Below are 14,183 nucleotides of genomic sequence, written 5' to 3'. Positions count from 1 at the left end.
CGCGGCCGGCGGGAAGCCGGCCCGCACACAAAAGTGACCTTTGGCGACAGACGTTCGCCAAAGGTCCCCGCGGTGCTACAGGCGTTCAATCACCATACGACAGGACACTGCCGGAAATGGAAGGACTTGAGACACGGATCACAGGTGTCGCGGGAACCGCGCTCGCCCTTTCCAAGGTCTTCAGCCGGATCCCACGCTACAGACCCAGGTTCGTACCAAAGCACGGCCGGGTAAGAATCCCGGCCTCGCCGTCGCGCCCCGGCCCAGGCCACAGGCGGACTACCATCAGCTCATGACCCGTGTACTGCTCGCCGAGGACGACGCGTCCATCTCGGAGCCGCTGGCGCGCGCACTGCGCCGGGAGGGTTACGAGGTCGAGGTGCGTGAGGACGGACCCACCGCGCTCGACGCGGGCATCCAGGGCGGCGTCGACCTGGTCGTCCTGGACCTCGGGCTGCCCGGCATGGACGGCCTGGAGGTGGCCCGCCGACTGCGTGCCGAGGGCCACACCGTGCCCATCCTGATCCTCACGGCGCGCGCCGACGAGGTGGACACCGTCGTGGGGCTCGACGCCGGCGCCGACGACTACGTCACCAAGCCCTTCCGGCTCGCCGAGCTGCTCGCCCGGGTCCGGGCCCTGCTGCGGCGCGGCGCGGCCGAGCCCCAGCAGCCGCCCGCCACCCACGGGGTGCGGATCGACGTCGAGTCGCACCGCGCCTGGATGGGCGACGAGGAGCTCCAGCTCACCGCGAAGGAGTTCGACCTGTTGCGGGTCCTGGTGCGCGACGCCGGCCGGGTCGTCACCCGCGACCAGCTGATGCGCGAGGTCTGGGACACCACGTGGTGGTCGTCCACGAAGACCCTCGACATGCACATCTCCTGGCTGCGCAAGAAGCTGGGCGACGACGCGGCGAACCCCCGCTACATCGCGACCGTACGCGGCGTGGGCTTCCGCTTCGAGAAGAGCTGATCCCGCGCCGGGCTCCCCGGGGTAAGCCGCGGGTAACACACGGGTAAGAGGGACATGCGCCGCCGACTGATCCAGTCCACGCTCGCCGTGGTGCTCGTCGTGATCGCCGTCTTCGGCGTCTCCCTCGTCGTGGTGGAGACCCGCACGATCAGCACCAGCGCCCAGGAGCGGGTCGAGTCCGAGGCGGTGCGGCTGACCGGCATCGTCGACAGCCGGATCCTCGGCGACGAGCAGATCACCTCCGAGATCCTCGTCGACCAGGTCGGCGACGAGCGGTACGCGGTGGTCCACATCCCGGGCCAGCCGCCGATCGAGATCGGCCAGAAGCCGTCCGGCGACGTCATCGAGTCGACCCGGCAGGGCGAGGAGGGCGAGACGGTCACCGTCCAGGAGCCGCGCTCCGCGGTGACCCGGGAGGTCGGCCGCACCCTGCTGATGATCGGCGCGGTGGCCCTGCTGGCCGTGATCGCCGCGGTGCTGCTCGCGCTGCGGCAGGCCAACCGCCTCGCCTCCCCGCTCACCGACCTCGCGGAGACCGCCGAGCGGCTCGGCTCCGGGGACCCTCGCCCCCGCCGCAAGCGCTACGGCGTCCCCGAGCTGGACCGCGTCGCCGACGTCCTGGACGCCTCCGCCGAACGCATCGCCCGGATGCTCACCGCCGAGCGCCGCCTCGCCGCCGACGCCTCCCACCAGCTGCGCACCCCGCTGACCGCGTTGTCCATGCGGCTGGAGGAGATCACCCTCACCGACGACCCGGCCACCGTGAAGGAGGAGGCGACCATCGCGCTCACGCAGGTGGAACGCCTGACGGACGTCGTCGAGCGGCTGCTCACCAACAGCCGCGACCCGCGCACCGGCTCCGCGGTCACGTTCGACCTCGACGAGGTGATCCAGCAGCAGCTCGCCGAGTGGCGCCCGGCCTACCGCAGCGTGGGCCGCGCGATCGTCAGCTCCGGCAAGCGGCATCTGGAGGCGGTGGGCACACCGGGGGCGGTCGCGCAGGTGCTGGCGGCGCTGATCGAGAACTCCCTGATGCACGGGGGAGGCACGGTGGCCCTGCGCACCCGCGTCACCGGCAACCAGGCCGTGATCGAGGTCACGGACGAGGGCACCGGCGTCCCGGCCGACCTCGGCGCCCGCATCTTCGAGCGGGCGATCAGCGGCCGCAACTCCACCGGCATCGGGCTGGCCGTCGCCCGTGACCTGGCGGAGGCCGACGGGGGCCGCCTGGAGATGCTCCAGACCCAGCCGCCCGTCTTCGGGCTGTTCCTGTCGCGTACGCCGCTGGCCAAGTCCTCGGACGAGGAGCGGACGGTCCGCTGAGGCGGGCGTGGCCCGCGCTCCCGGAGGTCACACCCGGGCGCGCTGCGGCGGCCGTACCGGCTCGGGGGTCTCCAGGAACGATTCGGCGTCGGCAAGGGCCTCCACCGGCTCCCGTGCGGGCAGCGCCCGGAACACCCAGGAGCGGTAGGACCAGAACCGGAAGAGCGTGGCGACGCCGATGCCGAGGAACTTGAAGACGTTGCTCTGCAGCGGGCTGTCCCAGCCGAAGCCGTACGTCGCGGCGTAGAGCACACCGTTCTCGATCACCAGGCCGACCGCGCTGAACAGCAGGAACAGGGTCAGTTCCCTGGTACGGCCGCTCTTGTCGCGGTCGCGGTAGGCGAAGTAGCGAAAGCCCACGTAGTTGAAGGCGATCGCGACCACCGTCGCGATCACACTGGCGCGCACCACCTGGAGGTCGGTCACATGCCGTACCAGGTTGAACACGAGGAGGTTGACGAGGAGGCCCGCGCCGCCCACCGCCCCGAATCTCGCGACCTCCCGTACGAGCCTGCGCAGCCCTGCGGAACCACGTCCCATGGTCGTACAGGCCCCCAGTCGGTCGGTTTCGTGAACTCCGCCATGCTAACCACCGCCTTCCCGTGATCGCCTGTGTATGTCCTCACGCCCGTCGAAGAGGCGGAAACCGGCCGACCTGGCGTGGCCGATACCCTGGGGGCGTGACGTTCCCGGTAGTCGGCATGGTCGGCGGGGGTCAGCTCGCGCGTATGACGCACGAAGCAGGCATCCCGCTGGGCATCAGGTTCAAGCTCCTCAGTGACACCCCTCAGGATTCCGCGGCGCAGGTGGTGAGCGATGTCGTGATCGGCGACTATCGCGACCTCGACACGCTGCGTGACTTCGCGCGCGGGTGCGACGTGATCACGTTCGATCACGAGCACGTACCCACCGAGCATCTCCGGGCCCTGGAGGCGGACGGCATCCCCGTGCGCCCCGGCCCCGAGGCGCTCCAGCACGCCCAGGACAAGGGCGTGATGCGGGCGAGGCTCGAAGCGATCGGCGTGCCGTGCCCGCGCCACCGCCTCGTGAGCGACCCGCAGGACGTGGCCGCCTTCGCGGCCGAGGGCGAGGGCTTTCCCGTCGTCCTCAAGACCGTCCGCGGTGGCTACGACGGCAAGGGCGTGTGGGTCGTGGACTCCGTCGAGGAGGCCGCCGAGCCCTTCCGCGCCGGCGTGCCCGTGCTCGCCGAGGAGAAGGTCGACTTCGTACGGGAACTCGCGGCGAACGTCGTCCGCTCCCCGCACGGCCAGGCCGTCGCCTACCCGGTGGTCGAGTCCCAGCAGGTCGGCGGCGTCTGCGACACGGTGATCGCGCCCGCCCCCGGCCTCGACCAGGCGCTCGCCCTGCGCGCCGAGGAGATGGCGCTGACCATCGCCAAGGAACTCGGCGTCGTCGGCCACCTCGCCGTCGAGCTGTTCCAGACCCGCGACGGGCGGATCCTGGTCAACGAACTGGCGATGCGCCCGCACAACTCCGGCCACTGGTCGATGGACGGCGCCGTCACCTCCCAGTTCGCCAACCATCTGCGGGCCGTCCTCGACCTCCCGCTCGGCGACCCTCGCCCACGCGCCAAGTGGACCGTGATGGTCAACGTCCTCGGCGGCGACTACCCCGACATGTACTCCGCGTTCCTGCACTGCATGGCCCGGGACCCCAAGCTGAAGATCCACATGTACGGCAAGGACGTGAAGCCCGGCCGCAAGGTCGGTCATGTCAACACCTACGGCGACGACCTCGACGACGTGCTGGAACGCGCCCGTCACGCTGCCGGCTACCTGAGAGGCACGATCACCGAATGAGCCCTGTTGTAGGCATCGTCATGGGGTCGGACTCCGACTGGCCCGTCATGGAGGCCGCCGCCAAGGCGCTCGACGAGTTCGAGATCGCCTACGAGGTCGACGTCGTCTCCGCGCACCGGATGCCGCGCGAGATGGTCACGTACGGCGAGCGGGCCGCGGACCGGGGCCTGAAGGTGATCATCGCCGGTGCGGGCGGCGCCGCCCATCTGCCGGGCATGCTCGCGTCCGTGACGCCGCTGCCGGTGATCGGTGTCCCGGTGCCGCTGAAGTACCTGGACGGCATGGACAGCCTCCTGTCCATCGTCCAGATGCCGGCCGGCGTGCCGGTCGCGACGGTCTCGGTCGCGGGTGCCCGCAACGCCGGACTGCTCGCGGCCCGCATCCTCGCCACCCACGACGAGGACCTCCTGGGCCGGATGCGGGACTTCCAGCAGGAGCTGAACGACCAGGCCACCGAGAAGGGCAAGCGGCTGCGCGCCAAGGTCGACGGCGCGGGCGGCGGCTTCGGTTTCGGCACCTGACGGCGAAGGCCCGTTCGGCACCTCACACGAAGGACGTTTCGGCAACTGATGGCGACAGACAGGGGGGCGGCCATGACCGCACTGGACGAGGCTCGGGAACTGCTGCGCGAGTTCCCGGTGGCCGACGGGCACAACGACCTGCCCTGGGCGCTGCGTGAGCAGGTCCGCTACGACCTCGACGCCCGGGACATCGCCGCTCCCCAGGGCGCCCATCTCCACACCGACCTGCCGCGGCTGCGCGAGGGCGGGGTCGGAGCGCAGTTCTGGTCGGTCTACGTCCGCTCGGACCTGCCCGACGCGGTGCCCGCGACCCTGGAACAGATCGACTGCGTACGGCAGTTGCTCGTGCGCTACCCCAAGGTGCTCGCGCCCGCGCTGACGGCCGGCGACATGGAGGCGGCGCGCGCGCAGGGCCGTATCGCCTCCCTCATGGGGGCCGAGGGCGGCCACTCCATCGCCAACTCCCTCGCGACGCTGCGCTCGTTGTACGCGCTCGGCGTCCGCTATCTGACCCTCACCCACAACGACAACGTGGCCTGGGCGGACTCCGCGACCGACGAGCCCGGCGTCGGCGGCCTGTCGGCCTTCGGCCGCGAGGTGGTGCGGGAGATGAACCGCGAGGGCATGCTGGTCGACCTCTCGCACGTGGCCGCCACCACCATGCGGGACGCGCTGGAGACCACCGCCGCGCCGGTGATCTTCTCGCACTCCTCCGCCCGTGCCGTCTGCGACCATCCGCGCAACATCCCCGACGACGTCCTGGAGCGCCTGCCCGCCAACGGGGGCGTCGCGATGGTGACGTTCGTGCCGAAGTTCGTGCTCCAGGCGGCCGTCGACTGGACGGCCGAGGCGGACGCCAACATGCGCGCGCACGGCTTCCACCCTCTCGACGGCACCGCCGAGGCGATGCGGGTGCACCGGGAGTTCGAGGAGCGCACCCCGCGCCCGGTGGCGACCGTGGCCACCGTCGCCGACCACCTGGACCACATGCGGGAGGTGGCCGGCGTCGACCACCTGGGCATCGGCGGCGACTACGACGGCACCCCGTTCACCCCCGAGGGCCTCGACGACGTCTCCGGTTACCCGAACCTCGTCGCGGAACTCCTTGAGCGCGGCTGGTCCCGGTCCGACCTGGCCAAGCTGACCTGGCGGAACGCCGTACGGGTCCTCGGCGCGGCGGAGGACGTGGCCCGCGACCTCCAGTCCACGCGAGGCCCGTCGAACGCGACGATCGAGTCGCTGGACGGCTGAACCGCGAGGCGGGGGAGCGGCCCCGGCCGGCCGGGGCCGACGCCCGGTCCCGGCGGGGCCGGGACCGGTCTCATCGGGGGCGCCCGGCGGCTGTCGCCGCGGCTCCCCCGAACGCCGCGCCCACCAGGAGCCCTCCGGTGGCCCGTGCGACGGTGGCCGTACAGCGATCGCCCGCGCACGTACGGAGCCCGCCATGGCCGATCTCCAGAACGACCTGCACACCACCGCTGAGATCGGCGACCTCGACGCCCTGACCCTGGACCCCCCGTTCCCGCCGGATCCGTACACCGGCGCGGACGAGCCGGACGCCGACCTGCTGGGCCGGGCGCACGCCCTGCTCGCCGCCCACCCCGTCGCCGACGGCTACAGCGGACTGCCGTGGGCGCTGCGCCATCTGCCCTGGTACGACCTGGAGCTGGGCGAGGTCGCCGTAGACACCGACGTCCCGCGGATGCGGCGGGGCCACGTCGGCGCGCTGCTCTGCTCGCTGCACCTGCCGGAGGGCCTGGCCGCCGACCGGGCCGTCGCCGCCACCCTGGAGCAGCTCGACCTGGTCCGCACGGTGATCGGCAACCACCCCGAGGGTCTGCGGCTGGCCCGCACCGCGGGACAGGTCATCGACGCCCGCCACTGCGGACGCACCGCCGTGCTGCTAGGTCCGGCCACCGCCGCCGCGCTGGACGACTCCGTGAGCCTGCTGCGCGTGCTGCACACCCTCGGCCTGCGCATCGTCACCCTCACCGGCACCTCCTGGGCGAGCGAGGCGGGGCTGACCCGGTTCGGCGAGGAGGTCGTGCGCGAGATGAACCGCCTCGGTGTGCTCGCCGATCTCTCCGGCGCCTCCGAGCGGACCGTCGAACGCGTCCTCGCCGCCTCCAAGTCGCCGGTCCTGTGCACCCGCTCCGGTGCCCGCGCCCTGCGACCCCACCCCGCCAACCTCCCCGACGAGCTGCTCGCCGCGCTGGGCGGGGCGAAGGGCCTGTGCATGGTGCCGCTGACCGCGGAGCAGACCGGGCCGACCATCCGGGACGTCGCCGACCATCTCGACCATGTCCGTGCGGTCGCCGGGCCCGGCAGCGTGGCCCTGTCCGGCACCTACGACGCCGGCTGCGCCCATCCGCGGGAGCTGTCCGACGCCTCCTGCTATCCGCACCTCGTCGCCGAGCTGCTGCGCCGTGGCTGGCCGGAGTCCGATCTGGCCCTGCTCACCTGGGGAAATCTCCAGAGGGTGCTGCGCACGGCCGAATCCACCGCCCGCGCGGCCCAGGAGCGACGCGCGCCCTCGACCGCCCGGATCGCCGAGCTGGACGCCTGAGCGGGCGAGGGAAGGGACCGCCGATGTCAGGGTCGCCCGCCGGAAACCGGCGCCCGGTGTCAGTCGTGCTCGATCCGGCAGAGACAGAAGGGGTGCCCCGCCGGGTCGGCGTAGACCCGGAAGTCCTTGGTCTCGTAGTCCTCGGCGTCCAGCACCCGGGCGCCCAACTCCAGCACCCGCTTCTCGGCCTCGTCCACCTCTTCCCAGGTCGACCCGGCGTCGAAGTCGATGTGGAACTGCTGCGGATTGCGGTCCGCGCGCGGCCACTCCGGCGGGGTGTAGCCGTCCACGCGCTGGAAGGCGAGCCCCGGGCCGCCGGGCACTCGCAGGACGACCCACTCGTCGTCCTGCTCCTGCGGGGTGCCGCCCAGGAGCCCGGCGTAGAAGCGCGCGAGCGGAAGGGGTTCGGGACAGTCGAGGACGACGAAGCGGAAACGGATTCCGGGTGCCATGGGGTTGCCTTCCGGGTCAGCAGGCGCAGAGGCAGAACGGGTGCCCCGCCGGGTCCGCGTACACACGCCACGTGCGTGAACGGTCCTCGGCGTCCAGCACCCGGGCGCCCAGCGCCAGCACGCCCGCCTCGGCCGCGTCCAGGTCCTCGACCGTGAGGTCCAGATGGAACTGCTGGGAGTCCTCGGCCGACGGCCACTTCGGTGCCGTGAAGCCGGGCGCGGCCTGGAAGGCCAGTCGCGCTCCGCCCGGGACCTTCAGATCCGTCCATTCCCCGTCGCCCTCGACGGTGCCGCCGAGCAGTTCGGCGTAGAAACCGGCCAGTGCGCTGGGGTCGGGGCAGTCCAGGACGACGACGCCGAGCTGTGCGAGAGCCATGACCACTCCTCGGGGGTTACCCGTAGATGGGTTCAAGCGGTAACGGTTACCTCATGGTCCCGCAATGGCGGTAACGTCGCAAGCATGAATGCCAGATCGCCCGCGCCCGGTGGCCTCGCCCTGGTGGAGGCCCTGGTCAACAGCGTCGACCTGGAGTCGGGCGCCGACGCCCTCGACTCGGCCGAGGGGCGGGCCACGTTCGGGATCGGAGAGCGGGACCTGCCGGAGGTGCGCGCACTGCGCGAGTCGCTGCGTGCCACCTGTCTCGCGCACGCCGGGCACCCGCCGCACCGCGCGGTGACACCCCTCGGCGAACTGCTGGCGCGGGCGCCGCTGTACGTCGCGGTCGACGAGCGGGACGGGTCGGCGCGCCTCGCTCCCCTCGACGGGGAACCGCTGCTGTCGCGGGTGGCGGCGGCGGTGGCGCAGGCGCTGACCGAGGGCACCTGGCAGCGGCTCAAGGCCTGTGAACTGCCCGACTGCCACTGGGCGTACTACGACCGCAGCCCGGCCGGCCGGGGCCGCTGGTGCTCCATGTCGGTGTGCGGGGCGCGCGCGAAGATGCGGCGGTACCGGGCGAAGGGCGCCTGAGCGACGGGGCCGTGGTGCAGAATGCGTGAAGGCGCCGGTTCGGCCGACTGAGCCTCGGCCGAACCGGCGTCGCCTTCCGATCCGGCCCGCGCTGGGTCCGACCCCGGGTCGCCTTCCGGTTCGGCTCGCGCTGGGTCCGACCCCGGGTCGCCTTCCGGTTCGGCTCGCGCTGGGTCCGACCCCGACCCCGACCTTGCGTCGCCTGGCGGTTCGGCTCGCGCCGGGCCCGACCTCGCAGGCCTCGGGTCGCCGTCAGGGTTCGGCTCGTGCCGGGGGCTCAGGCGGTCGGCCGGCCCATCGCGCGGTAGGTCCAGCCCGCCCGCCGCCACAGCTCGGGGTCGAGGGCGTTGCGGCCGTCCAGGATGACGCGGGACGTCACGGCCTCGCCCAGCGCCGCCGGGTCCAGCTCGCGGAACTCGCGCCACTCGGTCAGGTGCAGCACCACGTCGGCCCCCTGCACCGCCGCCCGCGCGGAGTCGGCGTACCCCAGCGTCGGGAAGAGCCGGCGGGCGTTGGCCATGCCCTTCGGGTCGTACACCGTCACCTGGCCGCCCTGGAGGTGGATCTGCCCGGCGACGTTCAGCGCGGGCGAGTCACGGACGTCGTCGGAGTCGGGCTTGAACGCGGCGCCGAGCACGGCCACCCGCCTGCCCAGGAAGGAGCCGCCGCCGAGCGCCTCGCGCGCCATTTCGACCATCTGTCCGCGCCGGCGCATGTTGATGGAGTCGATCTCGCGCAGGAAGGTCAGCGCCTGGTCGGCCCCCAGCTCGCCGGCGCGTGCCATGAACGCCCTGATGTCCTTGGGCAGACAGCCGCCGCCGAAGCCGATCCCGGCCCGCAGGAACTTCCTTCCGATCCGGTCGTCGTACCCGATCGCCTCCGCCAGCTTCAGCACGTCGCCGCCCGCGGCCTCGCACACCTCCGCCATCGCGTTGATGAAGGAGATCTTGGTGGCCAGGAAGGAGTTCGCGGAGGTCTTCACCAGCTCGGCCGTCGGGAAGTCGGTCACCACGAACGGCGATCCCGCGGCGACCGGCGAGGCGTACACCTCGCGCAGCAGCTTCTCGGCCCGGTCGCTGCGCACCCCGACCACGATGCGGTCCGGGTGCAGGGTGTCCTGGACGGCGAAGCCCTCGCGCAGGAACTCCGGGTTCCAGGCCAGCTCGGCGTCCCCGCCGGCCGGCGCGTGCTCGGCGAGGTAGGCGGCGAGTCGCTCGGCGGAGCCCACGGGCACGGTGGACTTGCCGACGACCAGGGCCGGACCGGTCAGATGGGGTGCGAGGGAGGCGAAGGCGGAGTCGACGTAGCTCATGTCGCAGGCGTACTCGCCGTGCTTCTGCGGGGTGTTCACGCAGACGAAGTGGACGTCGCCGAACGCCGCCACCTCGGCCCAGTCCGTGGTGAACCGCAGCCGTCCGCTGGATCCCTCGATCCCGGCGACGTGCTTGCGCAGCAGGTCCTCGAGGCCGGGCTCGTACATCGGGACCTCGCCCCGGCGGAGCATCTCGATCTTCTCGGGGACCACGTCGAGCCCCAGCACCTCGAACCCGAGCTCGGCCATCGCCGCGGCGTGGGTGGCGCCGAGGTAACCGGTACCGATCACGGTGATCTTGAGGGCCATGGGGGACTCCACTGGGTAGCGTCGGTAGTGCGGGGCCGAGCATAGCTGTCGGTGTCGACGGGCAGTTTTCCCGCTGTCGTCAAGCTCACGTACCCCTGGGCGTGGGCGGACCTCTAAAATTTGGGTTACTTAACGGTAATTAGCGCCAGCAGCATCACAGCGTCTTCCTTGGAGCGTGAGAGACCTTGGCCGGATCGGCTGACTTCGACCTGTACCGCCCGTCCGAGGAGCACGAGATGCTCCGCGACACCGTTCGTGCGCTGGCCGAGGCGAAGATCGCGCCCCACGCCGCCGCGGTCGACGAGGACGCCCGCTTCCCGCAGGAGGCCCTGGACGCGCTGGTGTCGAGCGACCTGCACGCGGTCCACGTGCCCGAGTCGTACGGCGGCGCGGGCGCGGACGCGCTCGCCACGGTGATCGTCATCGAGGAGGTGGCGCGGGTCTGCGCCTCGTCCTCCCTGATCCCCGCGGTGAACAAGCTGGGCTCCCTGCCGGTCATCCTGTCCGGCTCCGAGGCGCTGAAGAAGAAGTACATGACGCCGCTCGCCAAGGGCGACGGGATGTTCTCGTACTGCCTCTCCGAGCCCGACGCCGGCTCCGACGCGGCCGGCATGAAGACGCGCGCGGTCCGCGACGGCGACTTCTACGTCCTCAACGGCGTGAAGCGCTGGATCACCAACGCCGGCGTCTCCGACTTCTACACGGTGATGGCCGTGACGGACCCCGAGAAGCGCTCCAAGGGCATCTCGGCCTTCGTCGTCGAGAAGTCGGACGAGGGCGTCTCCTTCGGCGCCCCCGAGAAGAAGCTCGGCATCAAGGGCTCGCCGACCCGCGAGGTCTACCTCGACAACGTGCGCATCCCCGCCGACCGCATGATCGGCGAGGAGGGCACCGGCTTCGCGACGGCGATGAAGACCCTGGACCACACCCGGATCACCATCGCCGCGCAGGCCCTCGGCATCGCCCAAGGCGCCCTCGACTACGCCAAGGGCTACGTCAAGGAGCGCAAGCAGTTCGGCAAGCCGATCGCCGACTTCCAGGGCATCCAGTTCATGCTCGCCGACATGGCCATGAAGATCTCGGCCGCCCGCGCCCTGACCTACCAGGCCGCCGCGGCCTCCGAGCGCGGCGACGCCGACCTCACCTACCTGGGCGCCGCCGCCAAGTGCTTCGCCTCCGACGTGGCCATGGAGGTCACCACGGACGCCGTGCAGCTCCTCGGCGGCTACGGCTACACCCGCGACTACCCGGTGGAGCGCATGATGCGCGACGCCAAGATCACCCAGATCTACGAGGGCACCAACCAGGTCCAGCGCATCGTCATGGCGCGCAACCTGCCGTAGCCGCGCTTTCGCCCACGGCGTCGGTCGTTCGGCGTATCGGCACACGAGCCCCCGGAGCGAATCCGGGGGCTTTTGTCGCTTTGCGGGGGCTTCGTCCTGTTCTGGCGGCGTCGTATTCGTGGCGAATCGGGGTCGTTCGCCCGATGGCGCGCGATGGCCGGGAGGCGTACGACGGAAGGGCACGGGGTCCCTCCGGGACCCCTCCCGCCCTCACCCACCCCAGGAGGAGCCATGACCCAGCCCGGAACCATCACGGCGATGAGCAAGGCGATGCAGGACTGCGTCGACGCGTGCATGTCCTGCCACTCGGTGTGCGAGGAGACCATGAGCTCCTGCATGCAGAAGGGCGGTCAGGCGCAGATGCAGATCATGCGCGCGCTGATCGACTGCTCCGAGATGACCCGCATGTGCGCCGACATGATGATGCGCCGCTCACCGCTGTCGGCCGAGATGTGCGCGATGTGCGCCAAGGCCTGCGACATGTGCGCCGAGGCGTGCATGTCCATGCCCGACGACCCGCAGATGATGCGCTGCGCCGAGTCCTGTCGTCGCTGCGCCGACATGTGCCGCGCGATGGCGTAGGCCGCAGTGGCGGGCCCGGGCGCCGCTCAGAGCAGCGGCGCCAGGGCCCGTTCGAGATCGGCCGCTTCCCGGAAGTGCACGGGCGTCATGCCGAGGGCGGCCGCCGCCTCCACGTTCTCCAGGCCGTCGTCCACGAAGAGGCACCGGTCGAGCGGAACGCCCGCCAGGTCGGCGGCGATGCGGTAGATCCGCGGGTCCGGCTTGACCAGCCCGACCCTGGCGCTGCTGACGACGTGGTCGGCGAGATCGGACAGGCCGAGCGTGTCCAGGTCCGCCTCCAGGGTCACCGAAGCGTTGCTGACCAGGACCAGCGGCATGTGGGCCCGGACCCGGCGCAACAGCGACACCACGTTCGCGTCGGCGTGGAAGGGTGCCTCGGCGAGCGCCTGGCCGAGGCCGTACGCCACCTGACCCGGCGCGATCCCGGCGAAGCCGGCCACGATCTGCTCGACCCACTCGCACATGTCGATCCGGCCCAGCATCAGGGGCAGGTCGGTCTCCGGAGCGAACGCCACCTTCATCGTGATGCCCTCGGAGAGCCCCGCGGCGCGCTCCAGCGCGGTCACCCGGGAGGCGTCGTAGAAGCGGATCACGTTGTCGACGTCGCAGAGCACCGCGTCGAAGGGCCGCCGCCCACGGGTGTCAGTCACCGGAGACAGTGACCTTCTCGTCGTTCTTCAGCTGCTCCACCAGCGTCTTCACCTTGTCCTTGTCCCACAGCAGGTTGCCGCCGGAGCTGCCCGCGAGGGGCATGTTCATCGACTTGCCGTCGCCGCCGCTGACGCCCTTCATCGCCCAGAACATGTCGGCCAGTCCGAACAGGCTCATGTCCTTGTCGACGACGAGCGAGTCCAGTCCGGCGCCCATGGTCGGGTACAGCTTGAAGGGGTTGAGGACCGTGCTCGGCGTGGCCACCTGGCCGGCGAGCGCGGAGAGGAACTTCTGCTGGTTCTTGGTGCGGTCCAGGTCGGAGCCGGCCAGCGCGTAGCGGGTGCGGACGAAGGCGAGGGCCTGCTGGCCGTCGAGGACCTGCTTGCCCTTCTTCAGGTCCGCGCCGGACTTGCTGTCCTTGATGTCCTGCGGGATGTCGATCTCGACACCGCCGACCGCGTCCACGATGTTCGCGAAGCCCGCGAAACCGATCTCGACGTAGTGGTCGATGTGCAGCCCGGTGTTGAACTCGACGGTGCGCACGAGCAGTTCGGGGCCGTCCTCGGCGTACGCCGCGTTCAGCTTCACATGCCGCCCGGTGCCCTGGTACGTCTTGCCGGACTCGGAGCCGACGAAGGTCGGGATCTCCACGTCCGAGTCACGCGGCAGCGAGATCAGCGTCGGGGCGCCGCCGCCGGTGTGCAGGATCATCATCGAGTCCGTGCGCTTGCCCTCGGCGGAACCGGTGTGCAGGTTCTTCTTCTGCTCGTCGGTCATGCCCGCACGGCTGTCGGAGCCGACGATGAGGTAGTTCGTGCCCTCGCCCGCCTCCGGCCGGTCGATCACCTTGGAGAGGTCGACCTCGCGGTTGAGCTTGGAGTCGGCCCAGAAGTAGGTGCCGACCAGGGTGACGACCAGCACGGTGACCAGGGTGATCGATGTCACCTTGATCCGGCGCCGCCAGTTCGGCGCGGGCCGCGGGGCACCGCCGCCGTAACCGTCGCCGGGGCCGCCGGGACCCCGGCCGCCCGGAGTGCCGTAGACCTGGCCGGTGTTGTAGCCGCTGTCGTAACCGTTGTCGTAGGGGTCCTGGGGGTCGTGCCCCTGCCCGTCGAGGTACGACGGCTGCTGCGGGACTCCGTAGGGCGGTGCCTGGCCGCCGGGCGGTGCCGCCGGGCCGCGCCGGACCTGGCGCATCACGCGGGCGCTCTCAGGCTGCGCGCCTGCGCTGCCGCGTCCGTACCGGTTGCCGCGGGCGTCGTCGGACCATCCTTGGGGCCAGTCATTCATGCGCCCCAGTGTGCAGGGCAGGGACATGTGCCTTACAAGGTTCGGCGGAAAATCACAGCGGTGCTGTTGCCAAGCTG

The 14,183-nt window shown here is 71.3% G+C and carries 15 protein-coding genes; 9 read left to right on the top strand and 6 right to left on the bottom strand.

Features of this window, described 5'->3' with window-relative positions; all coding sequences use genetic code 11:
• Nucleotides 1-292: 292 nt before the first annotated feature.
• Nucleotides 293-970 (top strand): response regulator transcription factor, encoded by a 678-nt coding sequence (locus ACIP2X_RS34920; protein ID WP_141311399.1) that lies wholly within the window; start codon nucleotides 293-295, stop codon nucleotides 968-970.
• Nucleotides 971-1,024: 54 nt separating this feature from the next.
• Nucleotides 1,025-2,293: an ATP-binding protein gene (locus ACIP2X_RS34915; RefSeq protein WP_401681375.1), complete on the top strand. Its 1,269-nt coding sequence runs from the start codon at nucleotides 1,025-1,027 to the stop codon at nucleotides 2,291-2,293.
• Nucleotides 2,294-2,320: 27 nt separating this feature from the next.
• On the opposite strand, the gene ACIP2X_RS34910 is transcribed toward ACIP2X_RS34915, so the two are convergent.
• Nucleotides 2,321-2,833, bottom strand: a complete 513-nt coding sequence (locus ACIP2X_RS34910; protein ID WP_401681372.1) for a GtrA family protein — start codon at nucleotides 2,831-2,833, stop codon at nucleotides 2,321-2,323.
• A gap of 140 nt (nucleotides 2,834-2,973) precedes the next feature.
• On the opposite strand from ACIP2X_RS34910, the gene ACIP2X_RS34905 reads away from it, so the two are divergent.
• The 4 genes from ACIP2X_RS34905 (at nucleotide 2,974) to ACIP2X_RS34890 (ending at nucleotide 7,200) form a co-directional block, all read left to right on the top strand.
• Nucleotides 2,974-4,113 carry a 5-(carboxyamino)imidazole ribonucleotide synthase gene (locus ACIP2X_RS34905; protein WP_401681369.1) on the top strand — a complete coding sequence of 380 codons (1,140 nt, stop codon included), beginning with the start codon at nucleotides 2,974-2,976 and terminating at the stop codon, nucleotides 4,111-4,113.
• Complete coding sequence (purE, locus tag ACIP2X_RS34900) at nucleotides 4,110-4,634, top strand: 5-(carboxyamino)imidazole ribonucleotide mutase (protein ID WP_401681366.1); 525 nt, start codon at nucleotides 4,110-4,112, stop codon at nucleotides 4,632-4,634. Before ACIP2X_RS34905 ends, purE begins: the two co-directional genes overlap by 4 nt.
• Before the next feature lie 72 nt (nucleotides 4,635-4,706).
• Entirely contained in the window at nucleotides 4,707-5,885 is a 1,179-nt protein-coding gene (locus ACIP2X_RS34895) for a dipeptidase (RefSeq protein ID WP_401681364.1), read from the top strand.
• A gap of 193 nt (nucleotides 5,886-6,078) precedes the next feature.
• Nucleotides 6,079-7,200, top strand: coding sequence for a dipeptidase (locus ACIP2X_RS34890; RefSeq protein ID WP_401681361.1), 1,122 nt, complete (start codon nucleotides 6,079-6,081; stop codon nucleotides 7,198-7,200).
• A 59-nt stretch (nucleotides 7,201-7,259) separates the two neighbouring features.
• Here the strand turns inward: ACIP2X_RS34890 and ACIP2X_RS34885 are convergent, their stop codons facing one another.
• Complete coding sequence (locus ACIP2X_RS34885) at nucleotides 7,260-7,652, bottom strand: VOC family protein (RefSeq protein WP_401681358.1); 393 nt, start codon at nucleotides 7,650-7,652, stop codon at nucleotides 7,260-7,262.
• A 16-nt stretch (nucleotides 7,653-7,668) separates the two neighbouring features.
• Complete coding sequence (locus ACIP2X_RS34880) at nucleotides 7,669-8,028, bottom strand: VOC family protein (protein ID WP_401681357.1); 360 nt, start codon at nucleotides 8,026-8,028, stop codon at nucleotides 7,669-7,671.
• Nucleotides 8,029-8,112: 84 nt separating this feature from the next.
• Here ACIP2X_RS34880 and ACIP2X_RS34875 point away from each other — a divergent pair, with 84 nt between their 5' ends.
• Nucleotides 8,113-8,619 carry a CGNR zinc finger domain-containing protein gene (locus ACIP2X_RS34875; protein ID WP_401681355.1) on the top strand — a complete coding sequence of 169 codons (507 nt, stop codon included), beginning with the start codon at nucleotides 8,113-8,115 and terminating at the stop codon, nucleotides 8,617-8,619.
• 277 nt (nucleotides 8,620-8,896) lie between these two features.
• On the opposite strand, the gene ACIP2X_RS34870 is transcribed toward ACIP2X_RS34875, so the two are convergent.
• Nucleotides 8,897-10,240 (bottom strand): UDP-glucose dehydrogenase family protein, encoded by a 1,344-nt coding sequence (locus tag ACIP2X_RS34870; protein ID WP_401681352.1) that lies wholly within the window; start codon nucleotides 10,238-10,240, stop codon nucleotides 8,897-8,899.
• Nucleotides 10,241-10,425: 185 nt separating this feature from the next.
• Between ACIP2X_RS34870 and ACIP2X_RS34865 the strand changes: the two genes are divergently transcribed.
• Both ACIP2X_RS34865 and ACIP2X_RS34860 read left to right on the top strand, forming a co-directional pair.
• A complete protein-coding gene (locus tag ACIP2X_RS34865; protein WP_401681349.1) occupies nucleotides 10,426-11,583 on the top strand; it encodes an acyl-CoA dehydrogenase in 1,158 nt (385 codons plus the stop codon).
• Between the two features lie 231 nt (nucleotides 11,584-11,814).
• Nucleotides 11,815-12,165 carry a four-helix bundle copper-binding protein gene (locus ACIP2X_RS34860; RefSeq protein ID WP_401681347.1) on the top strand — a complete coding sequence of 117 codons (351 nt, stop codon included), beginning with the start codon at nucleotides 11,815-11,817 and terminating at the stop codon, nucleotides 12,163-12,165.
• Between the two features lie 26 nt (nucleotides 12,166-12,191).
• Here the strand turns inward: ACIP2X_RS34860 and ACIP2X_RS34855 are convergent, their stop codons facing one another.
• Nucleotides 12,192-12,815 (bottom strand): HAD family hydrolase, encoded by a 624-nt coding sequence (locus ACIP2X_RS34855; protein ID WP_401681344.1) that lies wholly within the window; start codon nucleotides 12,813-12,815, stop codon nucleotides 12,192-12,194.
• Nucleotides 12,808-14,106, bottom strand: coding sequence for an LCP family protein (locus ACIP2X_RS34850; protein WP_401681341.1), 1,299 nt, complete (start codon nucleotides 14,104-14,106; stop codon nucleotides 12,808-12,810). Before ACIP2X_RS34850 ends, ACIP2X_RS34855 begins: the two co-directional genes overlap by 8 nt.
• Nucleotides 14,107-14,183: the final 77 nt, after the last annotated feature.

The organism is Streptomyces sp. NPDC089424, from assembly GCF_044749345.1.
In the GTDB taxonomy this organism is placed as follows: Bacteria; Actinomycetota; Actinomycetes; order Streptomycetales; family Streptomycetaceae; genus Streptomyces.
This window is presented reverse-complemented; position numbering and strand designations above follow the sequence as displayed.